Source organism: Pseudomonas sp. SID14000, assembly GCF_002165135.1.
Classification (GTDB): Bacteria; Pseudomonadota; Gammaproteobacteria; order Pseudomonadales; family Pseudomonadaceae; genus Aquipseudomonas.
Map to the genome: position 1 here is coordinate 232,355 of NZ_NFZQ01000011.1, position 17,292 is coordinate 249,646.

At 59.5% G+C, this 17,292-nt stretch carries 13 protein-coding genes, 5 tRNA genes and 1 pseudogene; 8 read left to right on the top strand and 11 right to left on the bottom strand.

The window, feature by feature from the left end:
* Positions 1-111: 111 nt before the first annotated feature.
* Complete coding sequence (locus CAY82_RS18300; protein WP_087502479.1) at positions 112-735, bottom strand: glutathione S-transferase; 624 nt, start codon at positions 733-735, stop codon at positions 112-114.
* A gap of 282 nt (positions 736-1,017) precedes the next feature.
* Between CAY82_RS18300 and CAY82_RS18305 the strand changes: the two genes are divergently transcribed.
* Positions 1,018-3,465, top strand: coding sequence for an acyl-CoA dehydrogenase (locus CAY82_RS18305; RefSeq protein ID WP_087502480.1), 2,448 nt, complete (start codon positions 1,018-1,020; stop codon positions 3,463-3,465).
* 110 nt (positions 3,466-3,575) lie between these two features.
* A complete protein-coding gene (locus tag CAY82_RS18310; protein ID WP_087502481.1) occupies positions 3,576-3,983 on the top strand; it encodes a PA2817 family protein in 408 nt (135 codons plus the stop codon).
* A 39-nt stretch (positions 3,984-4,022) separates the two neighbouring features.
* Here the strand turns inward: CAY82_RS18310 and CAY82_RS18315 are convergent, their stop codons facing one another.
* The gene (locus CAY82_RS18315; RefSeq protein ID WP_087502482.1) at positions 4,023-5,432 is read right to left on the bottom strand and encodes a hypothetical protein; all 1,410 of its coding nucleotides are present in this window, start codon (positions 5,430-5,432) and stop codon (positions 4,023-4,025) included.
* Between the two features lie 328 nt (positions 5,433-5,760).
* Between CAY82_RS18315 and CAY82_RS27110 the strand changes: the two are divergent.
* A pseudogene (locus CAY82_RS27110) lies at positions 5,761-5,895 on the top strand (PA2817 family protein); the annotation flags it as partial.
* 42 nt (positions 5,896-5,937) lie between these two features.
* On the opposite strand, the gene CAY82_RS18330 reads toward CAY82_RS27110, so the two are convergent.
* Together CAY82_RS18330 and CAY82_RS18335 are read right to left on the bottom strand one after the other, a co-directional pair.
* Positions 5,938-6,375, bottom strand: coding sequence for a hypothetical protein (locus CAY82_RS18330; RefSeq protein ID WP_087502484.1), 438 nt, complete (start codon positions 6,373-6,375; stop codon positions 5,938-5,940).
* A 27-nt stretch (positions 6,376-6,402) separates the two neighbouring features.
* Positions 6,403-7,467, bottom strand: coding sequence for a hypothetical protein (locus tag CAY82_RS18335; RefSeq protein WP_087502485.1), 1,065 nt, complete (start codon positions 7,465-7,467; stop codon positions 6,403-6,405).
* Positions 7,468-7,568: 101 nt separating this feature from the next.
* Here CAY82_RS18335 and CAY82_RS18340 point away from each other — a divergent pair, with 101 nt between their 5' ends.
* From CAY82_RS18340 to CAY82_RS18360, 4 genes are all read left to right on the top strand, one after another.
* Positions 7,569-8,291, top strand: coding sequence for a fimbrial protein (locus tag CAY82_RS18340; protein ID WP_256576304.1), 723 nt, complete (start codon positions 7,569-7,571; stop codon positions 8,289-8,291).
* 65 nt (positions 8,292-8,356) lie between these two features.
* Positions 8,357-9,082, top strand: coding sequence for a molecular chaperone (locus CAY82_RS18345; protein WP_087502486.1), 726 nt, complete (start codon positions 8,357-8,359; stop codon positions 9,080-9,082).
* Positions 9,083-10,448: 1,366 nt separating this feature from the next.
* The gene (locus CAY82_RS18355) at positions 10,449-12,884 is read left to right on the top strand and encodes a fimbria/pilus outer membrane usher protein (RefSeq protein ID WP_256576305.1); all 2,436 of its coding nucleotides are present in this window, start codon (positions 10,449-10,451) and stop codon (positions 12,882-12,884) included.
* Positions 12,885-12,929: 45 nt separating this feature from the next.
* Positions 12,930-14,012, top strand: a complete 1,083-nt coding sequence (locus tag CAY82_RS18360) for a fimbrial protein (RefSeq protein WP_087502488.1) — start codon at positions 12,930-12,932, stop codon at positions 14,010-14,012.
* 97 nt (positions 14,013-14,109) lie between these two features.
* On the opposite strand, the gene CAY82_RS18365 is transcribed toward CAY82_RS18360, so the two are convergent.
* The 5 genes from CAY82_RS18365 to CAY82_RS18385 all read right to left on the bottom strand — a co-directional run bounded on the left by CAY82_RS18365 (position 14,110) and on the right by CAY82_RS18385 (position 14,640).
* Positions 14,110-14,185 (bottom strand) — tRNA-Gly (locus CAY82_RS18365).
* 53 nt (positions 14,186-14,238) lie between these two features.
* Positions 14,239-14,314: transfer RNA gene (locus CAY82_RS18370), tRNA-Gly, on the bottom strand.
* Between the two features lie 3 nt (positions 14,315-14,317).
* Positions 14,318-14,393: transfer RNA gene (locus CAY82_RS18375), tRNA-Glu, on the bottom strand.
* A 91-nt stretch (positions 14,394-14,484) separates the two neighbouring features.
* Positions 14,485-14,560, bottom strand: a tRNA-Gly gene (locus CAY82_RS18380).
* A 4-nt stretch (positions 14,561-14,564) separates the two neighbouring features.
* Positions 14,565-14,640 (bottom strand) — tRNA-Glu (locus tag CAY82_RS18385).
* A gap of 377 nt (positions 14,641-15,017) precedes the next feature.
* Between CAY82_RS18385 and CAY82_RS18390 the strand changes: the two genes are divergently transcribed.
* Positions 15,018-15,785 (top strand): hypothetical protein, encoded by a 768-nt coding sequence (locus tag CAY82_RS18390; RefSeq protein ID WP_087502489.1) that lies wholly within the window; start codon positions 15,018-15,020, stop codon positions 15,783-15,785.
* Positions 15,786-15,912: 127 nt separating this feature from the next.
* Here the strand turns inward: CAY82_RS18390 and CAY82_RS18395 are convergent, their stop codons facing one another.
* Both CAY82_RS18395 and CAY82_RS18400 read right to left on the bottom strand, forming a co-directional pair.
* Entirely contained in the window at positions 15,913-16,395 is a 483-nt protein-coding gene (locus CAY82_RS18395; RefSeq protein WP_087502490.1) for a GAF domain-containing protein, read from the bottom strand.
* Positions 16,396-17,283, bottom strand: a complete 888-nt coding sequence (locus tag CAY82_RS18400) for an ATP-binding protein (protein ID WP_087502491.1) — start codon at positions 17,281-17,283, stop codon at positions 16,396-16,398. It lies immediately after the preceding gene.
* Positions 17,284-17,292 lie beyond the last annotated feature (9 nt).

A 17,292-nucleotide genomic window follows, 5' to 3' on the forward strand; every position in this document is an offset into this window, starting at 1 on the left:
ACGCCAGGCAAAGTCACTGGCGCAGTGAGTGCGGCCAATGGTGCTTGGCCCGGCCGCACAAGTACAGTCATGTGTATTGATAATGACTATCGAAGTAGCCGTGGTGTTCGATCAGGTCAGCGCAGTCATCACCGCAGCCTGATAGGCCGGGCGGGCCTTGAGGCGCTCGTACCAGGCCTCCAGGTGATGCATGGCCGGGCGCTCGATGGGCATTTCGAACCAGGCATAGATGAAGCTACCCAGTGGGATGTCGCCCATGCCGATCTGGTCACCGGAAAGGTACGGTTGCTTGGCCAGGGCTTCGTCGGCAATGGCCAGCAGCTGGGCGCATTGCTTGTGCGCAGCGTTGATCGCCACCCAGTCGCGCTGGTCTTCCGGGGTGCGCAACAGGCCCCAGAACAGTGGGCGGAACGGCGTGGCGAAGGATGAGGTGGTCCAGTCCATCCACTTGTCCGCCAGTGCGCGCTGACGCGGGTCTTCCAGGTACCAGCCCTGCCCCGCGCCGTACTCGGCGCACAGGTAGCGGACGATGGTGTTGGATTCCCACAGGGTCAGGTCGCCGTCCTCCAGCATCGGCACCAGGCCGTTGGGGTTGCGCGCGCGGTAGTGCGGCTCGTTGACCACGCCGAAGGCGCCGCCGGCGTCGATGGACTCGAAATCCAGGCCCAGTTCATGGGCGATCCACAGCGCCTTGCGCACATTGCTCGAATTCTTGCGGCCCCAGATCTTCAGCATGGCAACGTCCTTATGAATGCGGAGGGGTGCAGTCTACTCCAGACTTTCGTCGCCTGTACCGGCCTCTTCGCGGGTAAATCCGCTCCCACCGGGATCGCACCAGGCCTGAGAGCGGTGCAGTCCCAGTGGGAGCGGATTTACCCGCGAAGAGGCCGGTACAGACAAAAAATGCCCTGAAACCCCCACCGCCACACCCTGTCACTGTTCTGACCCTGCCGTTCACGGCGTTGCGTCTAAGCTGTCTGGGATGACTCAAGCCCTTGGTTCCAAGGAGGACCGATTATGTTGCTGTTGTGGTTGGTAGTGCTGGTGATCGGCGCGGCGTACCTCACGCACCGGCGCCTGGCGCCTCTGCAGATTCTCGGCGTCATGGCAGCCTACGTACTGCTGATGGGCATTTTCAGCAGTGCTCCCGGCTGGCTGCTGACCCTGATCTGGATGGTACTGGCACTGAAAGTCGCCCTGGTGACGCTGCCGGAATGGCGCCGCAAGGTATTCACCGGCCCCGTGTTCAAGTGGTTCCAGCGCACCCTGCCGCCGATGTCGCAAACCGAGCGCGAGGCGATCGACGCCGGCACCGTATGGTGGGATGGCGAACTGTTCAGCGGCCGCCCCGATTGGCGCACCCTGCTCGCCTACCCGGCCCCTGAACTGACCGAAGAAGAACAGGCCTTCATCGATGGCCCGACGGAACAACTCTGCGCCATGGTCAGCGACTGGCAGATCGGCCAGGACATGGACCTGCCGCCCGAAGCCTGGGTGCATATCAAGCAGCAAGGCTTCTTTGCCCTGATCATCCCCAAGGAATACGGCGGCAAGGGCTTTTCGGCCTACGCCCACTCCCAGGTGGCGATGAAACTGGCTACCCGCAGCGGCGACCTGGCTTCCACGGTAATGGTGCCCAACTCCTTGGGCCCAGCCGAACTGCTGCTGCACTACGGTACCGACGAACAACGCAACCACTACCTGCCCCGCCTGGCCCGCGGCGACGAAATCCCCTGCTTCGCCCTCACCGGCCCACTGGCCGGCTCCGACGCGGGTGCCATGCCCGACACTGGCGTCGTCTGTAAAGGCCAATGGCAAGGCAAGGAAGTCATCGGCCTGCGCCTGAACTGGGAAAAGCGCTACATCACCCTGGGCCCGGTGGCAACCCTGCTAGGCCTGGCATTCAAGGCCTACGACCCAGACCATCTGCTGGGTGAGCAGGATGAGCTGGGTATCAGCCTGGCGCTGATCCCTACCGACACGCCCGGCGTCGAAATCGGCAAACGCCACCTGCCACTGGGCGCCGCGTTCATGAACGGCCCGAACTGCGGCAAGGACGTATTCGTGCCGCTGGATTTCCTCATCGGTGGCCAAGCCATGCTCGGCAAGGGCTGGATGATGCTGATGAACTGCCTGTCGGTCGGCCGCTCCATCTCCCTGCCCGCAGTGGGCACCGGCGCTGCCAAATACACCAGCCTGGTCACTGGCCAGTACGCCAATATCCGCGAACAGTTCAACGTACCACTGGCAGCATTCGAGGGTATCCAGGAATCGCTGGCGCGCATCGGCGGCAACGCCTGGCTGATGGACAGCGCCCGCCTGCTCACGGCCAACGCTGTGGACCTGGGCGAAAAACCCTCAGTGTTGTCAGCCATCCTCAAGTACCACCTGACCGAGCGCGGCCGCGAATGCATTCAGCATGCCATGGATGTGCATGGCGGCAAGGGCATCATCATGGGCCCGAACAACTACCTGGGACGCAATTGGCAAGGTGCGCCGATCTTCATCACGGTCGAGGGAGCCAACATCCTCTCGCGCAACCTGATGATCTTTGGCCAGGGCGCCATCCGCTGCCACCCGTTCGTGCTCAAGGAAATGGCTCTGGCCGGTCGCGAAGACCGCGAGCAGGCACTGTGCGAGTTCGACGAACTGTTGATGAAACACATCATGTTCGCCGCTGGCAACGCAGCCAGCACGCTGGTGTTCAACCTGGGGCTTGGGCGTCTGGAAAACGTGCCAGGCGATACCTTGAGCCAGGGCTACTTCCGCGCCCTCAACCGCCAGGCCGCCGCCTTTGCCCTGCTGGCGGACCTGTCGATGATGTTGCTGGGCGGTGCACTCAAACGCCGCGAACGCCTGAGCGCACGGTTGGGTGATGTACTGAGCTACCTGTACCTGTCCAGCGCGGCGCTCAAGCGCTATCACGATCTGGGTTCACCCGAGCACATGCAGCCCTTGCTGCGCTGGGCCATGGAAGAAAGCCTGGGCCAAGCGGAAAAGGCCCTGGACCGGCTGCTCGACAACTTCCCCAACCGTTTTGTCGGCTGCGCGCTGCGCGTGCTGGTGTTCCCCTTCGGCCGCCGTCATACCGGGCCAGGCGATGAACTGGATGCCGAGGTTGCGGCGCTGATTGGGCGTAGAAAGGGCGACCCGGCACTGGAGGAATTGCTCGCGGGCTGCTTCCGGCCACAGGCTGAGGGCGACCCGGTGGCGGCATTGCAACGTGCCCGCGACTTGCTGGATGAGTCGATGCCTTTGCACAAGGCACTGCATCAAGCGATCAAGGAGGGCAAGATACGGCCGGCTCCTGGTCAGTCGCTGATCGATGCAGCAATCGAAGGCGGTGTACTGCAGCCCGATGAAGGGCAACAGCTGCAGGTGGCAGAACAAGCACGTCGGGCAGTGATCGATGTGGATGCCTTCGACAAAGAACAATTGCTGCAGGGGCCCAACAAGGTGCGCTGATCACTGGACGCGGGCTGGTGCTGGAGCGCACGCGCCATCAGCACCTTCCCCAACCCGCCTCCAACCGGCGTATACTCCGCCCCCGTTTCAACCACCCCGAGGACCTCTCCATGGCCACCCCCCACCTGGAATACCATCTGCAACTACTGAACCACCTGCGCACCATCCTGGTGGCCCTGGGTGAAGCCGAGCAGGTACCGGAGGAAAGCCACGCCCTGTTCCTCGAGCGCTTCGACGAGCTCCTGACCCTGCTGCCGCAAAACCCGCTGGAAAGCCAGTACTTGGGCCAGGACCTGATCTGCCAGGTGATTCAGCGCTACCCGCAGATTGCTCATCTTGTACCTCGTGATCTGCTGTGGTTCTTTGGTGGCGACTGCTTGCACTTCATGCCCGATGACGAACTGGACCTGTATCAACGCCTTGAAGAGCGCCGTTACGAAGCCGAGCAGAACGATGAACCGTTCGACTGGAGCCAGGAAAAACAGTTGCTGAACCTGCAGCCAGGGAACCAACACTGATTCCATTCGCTTCGAAAAACGCGCCTGATGCAACAATTTTCACTCTTGCTGTAGCCGCAATACATCGCGCAGGGACAGCAATGGCAATGGAATGATCGTTACCGCGAATCGCCACTCATCAAGGTTGCGCGCATCCACTGCCATCACAACCGTCACGGCGCTAGGCGCTGCCGATTCGGGAGTGAACACACCTTCCGCCGATACCACACCGTTGCCTGCAAGGATGTGCCATTCGACACTATCCGGCGGCACTGGAACCTCCTCGCTGTCTGCGTTGAAGTACTGGCAGTTCAGTTGCAACGCATCGCCTCGACGGGTAAATCGGATGAAATTTGTCGGATACGTGAATGTCGTGACGAAAGATACCGAAGTGCTAACTCCATCTCCCGTAGCCGTCAGCACATCAGTACGCGCGGGTAGCCGTGGCAAACTGGCCCTGGTAGCGGCAGGGATCAAGGTTCCTCCTGGTACTTTGAAGGCGATACCGGGCGGTCGTATGGCGGGTACATAGAAGTGATCATTCCCCTCTTTGACGATCGTACCGCCTGCATCACCCGCCACACTCCAATTGGCACCGGGCATTGGCGTAGCGACAAAACCCAGTTGCTCCTTGTCATCCCCTGCGTGAAAAACCTGTGAATGCGGAGCGATTTTGTAGCGCGGCTCTGCAATCGAGACCTCAGAGGGGTTCCACGGCTTCTTGGGGACTTGCTTGTAGCGGCTTTGCCATCCCCCTGTGGTAATCATTCCGCTGTCGGGTTCAGTCGAGCCCGGCGGTGTAATCAGATGACTTAAACATGCATTGTCCACAGGCGCTTTACCCTGCGCCACCTCTGGGAAACTGGATTCTGGGAACAGGCCGAACAAGGGCGCCTGAGACGCAGGCGCCAGGTGCTGCCGCATTTCTCCTGCCAAATTTTCGTATGCTACGGGCTGCTGGAGAAAAGCGAAAAGCCTATCGCGCAGGCTATCTAGCGTCATCATATAGATGTAAAGATCTTGCAGTTTCGCATTGCCAGGGCATGGCATGATCGCAACTTCAATTTTCTTCTGTCGGTCATAATAATCAGCATACTCTGCGGGCACTGCAGTACCGCTGCTTGAGTCTTTCGGGTCGTAGTAGGCATAGTAGTTCTCACCCGACCATTCGATACTCAGCACACTTTCGTCTTGCGCCCGGTACCTGAGGTAGCTGCTATCTGCAGGTAATGTAATCCTGAGTCTCGTTTCAGCAACACTCGCTTCGGTCAGCCGTATGATCTGTTTCTCACCCAAATTGGCGAGTCTCTTCGTAAACATGAGAAACTCACGAGATGGATAGAGATTGGCTTCATAATAATAAAGATTACCCGTCGCGATCACCTCAATACGGGAAAACTTCCTTAGGCCCTGTACGAAAAGCCTTGATACTCGGTGATTCAGCGTTGAAAACAGCCTCGGAATGCTCATTTACAACCCGTAAACTCCGCTTCCTCGGCGGCTTTCGCCTTGCCTGACCTTCGTTTCAAGAATTTTCATACAGACCCTAACAGCGTCTCCTCCCCCTCTCTTCCTTTGTAAGCTGGCGGTCGGGTAATCATCAGTGACTCGATCAGAAAATCGTTATCAACTTCCCGCCATAGCGAGTTCAACCACGCCAACTCTCCCCACATGCTGCACACCATGGAGTCCGTGGACCGTGGGCCAGCACCCGTCACCGACGCATTCTTGAAGCCTTTCATATCGAAGCCCCTTGCGAGTAAGCCTCAATTGAACATCAGCCAGCAAGCCGAAACTACTGGCACTTTTATCAGTTAAATACCACCTGCAACTGCTGAACCACCTGCGTACCATCCTGGTGGCCCTGGGTGAAGCCGAGCAGGTACCGGAGGAAAGCCACGCCTTGTTCCTCGAACGCTTCGACGAATTGCTGGCCCGGACGCCGCCAACGACTCGACACTGACCCGGGCCTTGCTCAGCGCGAGTAGTAATCCACCAGCGTATCGATATCGAGCATTGGCAAGGCAATGATCGTCAGCCCCCATCGCCATTCATCCTCTTGGGACCTGTCCACCCCCATGACGACGGAGTATGGGCTCGGGTTCTGCGCGGCCGGCTTGAAAACACCGGAAGTAACCGTGCCATTGCCCGCGACCACCTCCCAGGATGTCAGCGAGTCCGGAACCGCTTTCTCCTGTTGATCGGCGTTGAAGTAAAACAACGAAAGCTTGAGCCCGCTGTTTTGCTTGGCCACCCTGATGAAATGCGTCGGCTGCACCCAGCGGATCACGAATGTAGCGTAGGCAGACTCGCCCCCTGCGCTTACCTTGATGACATCGGTGGCGGTCGGCGTAACCAAGGAATCGCGGGAGGCGGCCGGTATGAACGTGTCCCCACTCTGCTTGAACCGCACTTCAGGCGCTATTGACTGCGGTGGCTGCTAGTAGTAGCTGCCCCCCTGTGGCAGGAGCTTCCCGCACAGTGTGCCTTCCGCCCCCCATGTAGCTTGCGCCGCTGCGGGCATGAGTTCCACCTTCTCCAAGGGGCCACCACGATCGCAAAACGAAACCAGCGGCGAAAGACGCAGTGCCTGTGCACGGATAGCTGAGGTGGTTCGCGCCTGCATAGCGTCAGAAAGCACGTAGGCACCCAGGTAATAATCCGGAGGGGGAAACAAAGAACCCGCCACCCAGGTAGCTGACCGACTGGGTGCAAACAGGCCGATTACCCAGTCCTTGTCCTCTGGAGGCTGTTGGCTCGAGTCGATCGGGAATACCCGGGTAGCAAACCTCATCCCCACTCGCGCCTCCGCTGACGTCTGAAACTGGTCTAACCGGGCAGCGGCCGTACCAGGCTGCCTGTAAACAGAAGGGTACAGCTTGTCACCGTCAGCCAAAAAGTAGACCCAGGCGTTGGCAAGGGCATCGGACACTGGCTTTGGCAACCTGGCAAGCTTCATCCGCTTCAACACCTCATAGTGCTGTTCGAATCGGTCTGCATTCAATGGGTCGCCTTGTATCACATAAGTAGCAGGTTTCGACCAATGCACCTTGACCTCGCTGCCGCCCGATAGGTGGTATTCCACATGAGTACTGTCCAGACTCAGGGTGACCTCGAGTATCTTGCCAACGCTGCCGTCCGACTGCTCGATGCGTATAGCCTGCCGCGCGGCCATACCATTGGGTGTACTCAGTTCCAGCCGCAAGTCAGTCAACAGGTTTTTACACAGGTATAACTTGCGTCCTGATATATTGAACTTCAACTTCGGATAGCCAAGGTTTACCAAGCTCAGCTCCCAGGTGGTTCTATTCTTCTCGCGCTCGGTAACAACCGATTCCCCTTCGCTCAGGTCATGGCCATCACGTGCGTATCGTTCTGCCCATAAATGGTTGAGGTCAGTTTCGAGAATCCAGCCGAGGATGCAGGGCTCGGACTCGTTTGCAACCTCAGGCGCGTCCGGTATTCCTGCTTGCCGATATTCTGTATTTATTTTCTGCGTACTCATGCTTTACCTCCAGTGCAATGTTGGGGGTGGACGCACTGATTCACGCATGGATAAGCAGCATTGAACACTGGCATTTTTGTCAGTTGCCAGGGATATCGAAGATGATCACTCACAGCCAAGAACCAAGCCTAGGATTTAACCTGGTGATAATCAGGTTTTTCCTACACACATTAATTTCGTGTTGGCCTAACCTCGCTGCCCCTGCCGTTCAATTGTTCGGCAGAAACTCGAAGGATGAAACATCCTGCCTGCAATTGTTCCACGTGGAGATCAACATGAAGAAGACGCTTCTCACGCTTGCCATCGGGCTTGGCCTGGCCAGCAATGCAGCATTCGCCAAAACCGGTACGATAAACTTCTACGGCCAGGTGCACGCCGGTACCTGCCCGATCGAGATCATCGACCCCTCAACCGGCCTGCCGGTAGCCCGAATCAACATGGGTAACGTCAGTGCTTCGCAGTTCGAAAACACAGGTGATGAAGCCGCATTGCGCGCCTTCGGCATGCGTATCACCCCGGGTAGTGGTGGATGCACCATCCCCTCGACCAAGAAGACCCAGGTCACCTTCACAGGTGCCTACGGCGGCGCAGGTACAGGTGGTGCGTTGTATGCACTGGAGCCAGGCGGGGCCAAAAACCTGGCCTTGACCATCAAGGACAATGACGGCACACCCGTGGTCAACGGCCAGCCTTCCAAGGAGTACCCTCTGGATGATGCGAAACCCACCACCATGATTTTCTCGGTAGCATACAAGTCTGTTGGCGCCGACGTGAGCGCCGGCACTGCCAATACCGATGTGCAATTTCTTGTCGACATTCCATGAGAAAGAACCCCAGGCGAGCTGATGCCGCCTGGGTTTACCTCATGCCGTTCAAAAGGTATCGCCAGATGAAGAATCACCTGCGCCGCCTTGCCCTGGGTGCTTGCCTCGCGGCCATTCTGCAACCCGCCCAGGCAGCGCTGACCGTCAATACCACACGTATCGTTTTCGAAAGTGACAAACGCAGCACGTCAGTGGTCATCGCCAACCCTAGCCCACACCCCTACGCAGTACAGAGCTGGGTCAATACAGCCGAGGATGACACCGATACGGCCGTCCCTCTGGCGACGTCACCCGGGCTGTTTCGGCTGGACCCCGGGAAGGAGCAGATGGTGCAGATCAGCCGTCTGCCCAACAAGCTGCCGGAGGACAGGGAAACGCTGTTCTACCTCAATGTTCAGGAAATACCCGAGGTAACCCCTGAGGATGTAAACGTACTCAATATTGCGCTGCGTACACGCCTCAAGCTTTTCTACCGCCCCAGCCAATTGAAAGACCGGCCCACCGATCGCATCGGTGAGCTGAAATGGTCCGTGCGCCAAGGCCATGGGCGGGTACAGCTGGTGGTAGACAACCCGACACCCTTCCATTACACGTTCGGCCGCCTGGAAGTCAGCGCTGCCGGTACTACGGAGGCTATTCAGGCCATGGCCATGGCGCCGCCGTTCGGCCAGCAGGTTTATGACCTTGCCCGGATCAAATCGGTCAATGACTTGCAGTTGACCTTTACCACCATCAATGACTATGGGGTCGCCACCCCAGCGATGCAGAAGCCGCTGTCGAGGCTTCCCTGAGCATACCCTCCCAAAACAACTGATCGAGCCCTCCGGGCTCGTTCGCTGTTGCAGCTCATAAAACTCAAGAAGCCCTCCATGACGCCCCTAGTCATTGCCTTTGGACTTGCCATGGCCAGCCAACAGGCGCTGGCGAGCACCGGCTCGATCAGCTTCTTCGGCGAGGTCTACAGCGGGACCTGTGCGATTGAAGTCATCGACCCTTCGACCGGTCGGCCCGCCAGCAGAATCCACATGGGCAACGTGAACGCTGCCCAGTTCAAGCAAGCAGATGACGAAGCAGCGAACCGCGCCTTATGCTCTGGAGCCAGGTGGTGCCACGGGCCTGGCCTTGATCATCAAGGACAACGTAGGCACACCCGTACACAACGGGATAACCACCAAGCAGTACCCCCTACATGACAGCAAACCTGCCGGCATGCTGTTTTCCGCGGCATACAGAGCGATCAATACACAGGTACCCTGGACGTCGGCGCCACGTTTGCTTCTGTATGGGCACTGGTGACGGGGAGCAGTGCGGCTAGCGACTGGGCGCTCTGGCTGGGGGTTGCTAGTGCACTGAGTACGTTGGGGTTCATCGGGTATAGCCGGTTGTGGGCAAAGGGGGTGGGCAAATCCGCCAGTATTGGAACCCAGACTGACAGTGTGTCTTCGCTGAGTGGACCGAGCCTGAGTGCCAGAAAAGGCGATATTTTCTTCGGCCCTAGAATCACTCCTGTTCCTGCAGGGCGACGAATCTGGCGCAAAGTGGCGCTGCCATCTACCGCTGATGCTGCCAGTCAAACAACGGCTACTGGTACGGGCATAGACGCGGCCACTCAGACGCAACGTATAACTTTCTCTGATGCAAATACATTCATATCGCCACAAAGCTCTATCAGTAGCACGGCCTCCACTGCTTCGAACTCATCAATTGGTTCCTTCCGTTTAGAACAACTGTTTGTCGAACCTGTTACCATCCCAGCTTCTCCTGGAAAAATCGGCGGCGGCACTATTCTGGGGTATATACACGACCCACTAAACAACACATGGGTACCTACAGGTAGATCAAGCTATAATCCTGTTCGGTAACAGCCAAGGTGGCCGGCTCATATGTCGGCCACCCTTCTATAAAAATCACCGACGATAACTGTCGGCTATCCCCGAGGAATATCAGAACTTTCCTACATGAATCACTCATCCATCCCGGTAATGTGCGCCCTGATTTTTCTCCCGATGAAATCATCAAGTTCAATCTTTGAACGAGAAAAGGTCCTCAAGCGACATTCACCCGCGATGACTGAGCATGCAAAAAACCATACAGTGCCGGCTGTTGCCGACTCGCCTTTGTACAATCCTGTTTCTCCCGATGGCAGTTTGTGGCCTGTTGTTTCTGCTCGCGGGTCCAACCTTTGCTGAAGAACGCCGCCTGCAATTCAACCCCAGCTTCATGCACCAGACGCCCGGGCAATCCAGCGACGCCAGTGTAGCCGCTTTGAGCACCCTGGCCACTCACGCCACCTTGGCGCCCGGCCGCTATCAAGTTGAAGTACTGGTCAACCTGGCCCCGGCGGGCAAGCACGAAATCGACTTCCGTGAACGCAGCGACGGCAAGGGCCTGGAGCCCTGCCTTAGCGCCAGCCTGCTGCGCGAACTGGGCCTGCGTGAACAGGGCCTGACCGAGCCCTTGCCCAGCGACGAACGCTGTGTGGACCTGCCCGCACTGCTGCCCGATGCCACCTACGACCTGGACCCTGGCCAACTGCAGTTGGCGCTCTCCATCCCGCAGATAGCCCTGCGCCGCGATGTGGCCGGCAGCGTCGCACCAGAGCGCTGGGATAACGGCATCAATGCCGCCTTCGTCAGCTACCAGGCCTCCGCCCAGCACTTCAGCGCAAGTGCCGGTACCTCCAACAGCAGCCAGGACCTGCACCTCAACGGCGGTATCAACCTGGGCGGCTGGCGCCTGCGCAGCAGCCAGAGCTGGCGCGACGACGGCGAAGGTCAGGATTGGGTGCACTTCAACACCTACGCCCAGCACGACCTCCCCGGACAGTGGGGCACGTTGACACTGGGCGAAACCTTCAGTAGTGGCGATGTATTCCGCAGCCTGCCGATCAAAGGCGTGCAGCTGGCAACCGACATGGGCATGCTGCCTGACGTGATGCAAAGCTACGCACCGGTGATCCGAGGCGTGGCCCAGACGCGGGCCAAGCTCGAGGTGCTGCAGAACGGCTACCCGATCTACTCCACGTACGTAGCCCCCGGCCCTTACGAAATCAACGACCTGGGTATCGGCGGCAGCAGCGGCGACCTGGAAATCGTCCTCACCGAAGCCGATGGCCAGGTGCGCCGTTTCATCCAGCCCTACTCCACCCTCAGCAACCTGCTGCGCGAAGGCGTGTGGCGCTATAACCTGGTTGCCGGGCGCTACGACAGCGCCGATGGCATCGACGACCCCGCACTGTGGCAAGCCACCTTGGCCCGCGGCGGCCAGTGGGGCACAACGTTGTATGGCGGGCTGCTCGGCAGTGAATACTACAATGCCGCCAACATCGGCGTTGCGCGTGATTTTGGCACCCTCGGCGCTGTGTCGCTGGATGTGACCCAAGCGGGTACGGACCTGGGTGAACAAGGTGGCCAGGTGCAGGGACAGAGTTATTCCATGCGCTACGGCAAAGCCTTCCAGACCGGCACCAGCCTGCGCTTCGCCGGCTACCGCTACTCCACCGAGGGCTATCGCGAGTTCGACGAAGCCGTGCAGCAGCGCAACGCGTCCAGCCGCTTCCAGGGCAACCGTCGCAGCCGCCTGGAAAGCTCGATCTACCAGGCATTCGACAACCGCAACTCACTGAGCCTGACCCTGTCCCAGGACGCTTACTGGCACAGCAACCGGCAACGGCGCCAATACCAGTTCCAGTTCAATACCCGATACCAGCGGGTCAGTTTCAACCTGTATGCCTCTCAATCGTTGAGCGACGACAGCGGCAGCAACCGTATCGTTGGCCTTGGCATCACCATCCCCCTCGATTGGGGCACATCGACCACCGCCGGGTTCGATGTCCAGGAAAGTAACGGTCGTTTTAGCGAACGCGCCACCTTGAACGGCGGCACCAAGGACAACCGCCTGAGCTACCTGGCATCACTGGCCAACGATGAGCAACAGAACAAAACCGCCTCGGTATCGATGGGTTATCAGACGCAGAAGATGAACGTAGGTGCCGGGTACACCGAAGCGAATGACTTCCGCAGCATGTCGGTCAATGCCAGTGGCGCGGTGCTGGCGCACGCCGGCGGCATCGTGCTGGGGCAATACCTGGGGGAGACTACGGCACTGGTGCACGTGCCCGACGTGCCGGGCGTCGGCGTCGACAACGTGCCTGGTGGCAGCACCGACAACAGTGGCTACATCCTGGCCCCGCACATGCGCCCGTACCGGGTCAACCAGGTAACCCTGCAAACCGACCAGCTCGGCCCGGATGTGGAAATCGAAAACGGCGCCAGCCAGGTTGTACCACGCCGGGGCGCGGTCGCCCTGGCGGCCTTCAAGGCACGCAAGGTCAGCCGCCTGATCCTCACCCTGCAACATGCCGACGGCCGCCCGCTGCCCTTCGGTACCCAGGTCAATGACCAGCAAGGTAAGCATCTGACAGTAGTGGGCCAGGCTGGGCAGGCACTGATTGCGACAGATGCCCAGGCACAAACCCTGGAAGCGCGCTGGGGCGACCGTGCCGAACAGCGCTGCCTGTTGAAGATCGACCCGGCAACCATGCCCGAAGAGCAAGGCTACCGCCTGCAGACCTTGCACTGCCCAACGCCATGACCCAACCCATGCGACGATGTCGCATGCTTGCAACAGGAACCGACCATGCCCTCGTTAACACATTTGTTGCTCAGCATTGCCACGGCTACGGCGATGCTGACATTGTCGAACCAGGCCCATGCACTCTCGCTTTGCGAGTGGCCAACCACCCCAGGCCCGTTACAATTCACGCACGACCTCGGGGGCACCAAGTGGGTAGCACGGGATGCCCCTTTTGGTAGCAAGATCTACTCAACCGGCACAACAGGCGTGGTCGGCCCCGGTTTCGCCTTGAAATGCGACAACGACGCAACAAGGCTGCTGACAGCCAGCATGGGTACGCCATTATCGGTCGTGCCAGGTGATTTCCCTCGCGTCGACGGGAAGGATGTGACGGGCAAAGTGCTAAAAACCGACATTCCGGGTGTAGGCCTGTACCTGGAGCTTGGCGGCTACCTCAACACAGCGGCCTCCAATGGGTTCCTGGCAAACGACGGGGGTGTCGGTGCTATTCCTTATGTGGGCGAAAACCGCAAGGATATGTCACCTACGCCTATGTCGATGACCAATCTCGTCATCAAGTACATGGCCTTGATCAAGACCGGCCCCATCCCGGCTGGTACCAGTACATTCAACCAGGAAGTCGTCAGAGGTGTGGTCAGCGATGTAGGGGATGCCGTGAGGCTTACTCTGGTCGGGCGGGTCCAGCAGGCTCAGTGCACGGTCAAGGCAGACGCGGTCAGTGCCAACCCGGTACAGCTTGGCACCCACGACATCGCCAACTTCACAGGCCCGGGCAGCACAACCAACCCGGTTGATTTTTTCATCACCCTCAGCGACTGCGATGACGACCCGGCTGGCAGTGTTGCCCGCGCATTCATGCGCCTGGACGGCGTTGACGGGTCAGTACCGTTCGACCGGGACAGAGGGGTGTTCACACTGACGACAGACTCGGACGCTGGTGGCATAGGCATTCAGGTACTGCGCAGCGACAATACCCCCCTGAAACTGGAGGAATTCGTGGATATGGTGGCCCTTACCCCCGGCACCACGCGCCTTGATCTTCGCGCAAGGTATTACCAGACCGCAGCAACAGTTACGCCCGGCGAGGCCAAAGGCGCATTGAACTTCACCATCGAATACCGCTAAGGGGCTGGCCATGGCCTGGATAGCCATGGCCAGGCTATTTCGCAGGCAAAAAAAAACGCACCAAAGGAATTTTAGAATTCCTTGGCGCGTTTTGTATTGGAGCGGGAAACGAGACTCGAACTCGCGACCCCGACCTTGGCAAGGTCGTGCTCTACCAACTGAGCTATTCCCGCATTTGAAACTTTACAACCTACTACACCGTCATGAACGCCATAGTTTTAGAAACTGGAGCGGGAAACGAGACTCGAACTCGCGACCCCGACCTTGGCAAGGTCGTGCTCTACCAACTGAGCTATTCCCGCAAATGGCGTCCCCTAGGGGACTCGAACCCCTGTTACCGCCGTGAAAGGGCGGTGTCCTAGGCCACTAGACGAAGGGGACACACGACACTTTTCAGTGCACCAGAACAGAACCTCACGATTCAGCCTGGATTTTCTTTTCCTGCCTCGCAATCAAGCGTTGCCGGAGAAACTGGAGCGGGAAACGAGACTCGAACTCGCGACCCCGACCTTGGCAAGGTCGTGCTCTACCAACTGAGCTATTCCCGCAATTTGGCGTCCCCTAGGGGACTCGAACCCCTGTTACCGCCGTGAAAGGGCGGTGTCCTAGGCCACTAGACGAAGGGGACACGCTGCTGGCATTACTGCCTGCTTTCACTCCCTGCCGCGTTTCGCTGTGTGCTTTACGCTGCAAGTGGCGCGCATTCTATGGATGGTTCGCACAGGCGTCAACCCCTTTGTAGAAATTTATTTAAATCAATGACTTCCGGGTAGGTGGGGGTGCAGTTGCGGGCCAGGTTGTCGATATAGAGAGAGGGGTACCTGCACCGCCCTCTTCGCGGCTAAAGCCGCTCCCACAAGGACCGCACGAAGCCTGAGGGCGGTGCGATCCCTGTGGAAGCGGCTTTAGCCGCGAAGAGGCCGGTACAGGTATATAGCCGCTGTTCGTCCACAGACGAACTCACTACACTCAAGGGTGTAATTCTTCTTCAATGAGGCATTAACGGTGACACCACTTCTGATCACCCTGCTCATCGTGGCGGGTATCGCGTTGCTGATCGTGATCGGCTACCTCAACAATGTGGTCGAGAACGGCAAGCTCGAGCGCGCCCGGATGAAGGTCGAGCTGGCCGACCGCCTGCGCCGATGTGGCGAAATCACCGAGACCTTCCCCGGCCAGTTCATGACCCCGGCGCTGAAGCTGCTGCTGACCCGCCTGGAGCTCAACCTCAATCAACGCCAACTGGCGATGGACAAGCACAACGCCGAACTCAAGGCGCGCATCGCCGAACTGGAGGGGCTGATTGCACGGGGTGGACAGATCCCGGTAAACAACCCGCCCAACCCGATCCAGACCGAGGTCAAGGCCAAGGATGTGCGCTTCTTGCTGGAGGCGCTGCACAACCAGGTGACCCGCGCCGCCCAGGAGGGCTTCCTGCCCACCCCCGAGGCCAAGCAATGGATCAAGGAAATCCGCCATATCCTTGTGCTGTTGCATATCGAGTTCTTCAACAACCTCGGCCAGCAGGCCCTGCAGAAGAACCAGCCAGGCCAGGCGCGCCTGGCTTTCGAGCGCGGCGTGCAGTACCTGCGCAAGCAGCCGGAGCCCAAGGTGTATGAAGAGCAACTGACGTACCTGGAAAAATTGCTGGCCCGCGCCAATGCCCAGGTGCTGGACCGCATGACGCCAGCGGAGGACGAACAGAATGAACTGACCCAGGGGCTCAAGACCGATGAGGAAGAGACCTGGAAGAAGAAGGTGATGTACGACTGACTCTTGAACCTGTACCGGCCTCTTCGCGGCTAAAGCCGCTCCCACAGGGATCGCACCAAGCCCGAAGGCGATGCGGTCCCTGTGGGAGCGGCTTTAGCCGCGAAGAGGCCAGTGCAGGCAACGACCATCAGCAGTCGGTCAGCGCCAGGAAAATCGCCGCCAACCGCTCCAGCCCCACCTGATCCGCCTCACTGAAGCGCCCTGGCTTCGGGCTGTCCAGGTCCAGCACGCCAATCAGCCTGCCCTCCTTCACCAACGGGATCACCAGCTCGCTGTTGGACGCGCTGTCACAGGCAATATGCCCCGGAAACGCATGCACATCCTCTACCCGCTGGGTCTGCCAAGTGGCCGCTGCCGCCCCGCACACGCCCTTGCTGAACGGGATACGCACACACGCCACCTGGCCCTGGAACGGGCCCAGTACCAGCTCTTCGTTGCGGTTGAGGTAGAACCCCGCCCAGTTCAGGTCGTCCACCTGGTTATAGAGGAACGCCGAAAACTGCGCGGCATTGGCGATGAAGTCACGCTCGTCGGCAAACAGCGCCTGCACTTGCGCCGCCAGCAGGTTGTAGCCGTCGAGGCCGGCGCCACTGGCATTGAGGTCGATCATTTACTTTTGCTCCAGCAATTGCAGCCCGACCCAGTAGCGGGCGAACTGATAGGCACAACGGCCATTACGGTTACCGCGGCCGGTGGCCCAGCGCACGGCGAGGATGTCGAGTTCTTCGGTACGTTGCCAAGCCAGGCCGGCAGGTTGCGCCAGCTGGCCGATCCAGTGTTCGACCACATTCAGGAAGTGCTCCTGGGTGAAGGGGTAGAACGACAGCCACAGGCCAAAACGGTCGGACAGGGCAATCTTGTCCTCCACCGCTTCGCTGGGGTGCAACTCTCCGTCCACCCGCTTCCAGTTCTCGTTGTCGCTCTCCTTCTCCGGCACCAGGTGGCGGCGGTTGGAGGTGGCGTACAGCAGCACGTTGTCCGGAGCCTGCTCCAACGAACCGTCGAGCACACTCTTGAGCACCCGGTAGTCGCCCTCCCCGGCTTCGAACGACAGGTCGTCGCAGAACAGGATGAAGCGCTGCGGCAGCTTCTGCAGTTGCTCGACCACACGTGGCAGGTCGGCCAGGTGGTCGCGTTCGATTTCGATCAGGCGCAGGCCGGCGCCCGCGTGCTCAGCCAGCAAGGCACGGACCAGCGACGACTTGCCGGTACCACGCGAGCCCCACAGCAATGCGTGGTTGGCCGGCATGCCGTTGATGAACTGGTGGGTGTTGCGGCCCAGCTGGTCACGCTGCTGGTCGACGCCGATCAGGTCGCTCAGGCGGATGTCCAGGCTGACTTCCAGCGGCAGCAGGTAGCCGCTGCGGCCATCGCGCTGCCAGCGCGCGGCCAGGGTGGTGCCCCAGTCGATGTCCGGGCGTGCTGCCGGCAACAGGGGCTCAAGGCGCGCCAGTACGGATTCGGCGCGGTCCAGGAAAGCAATCAAGCGGGCGTCCATGACAACTCC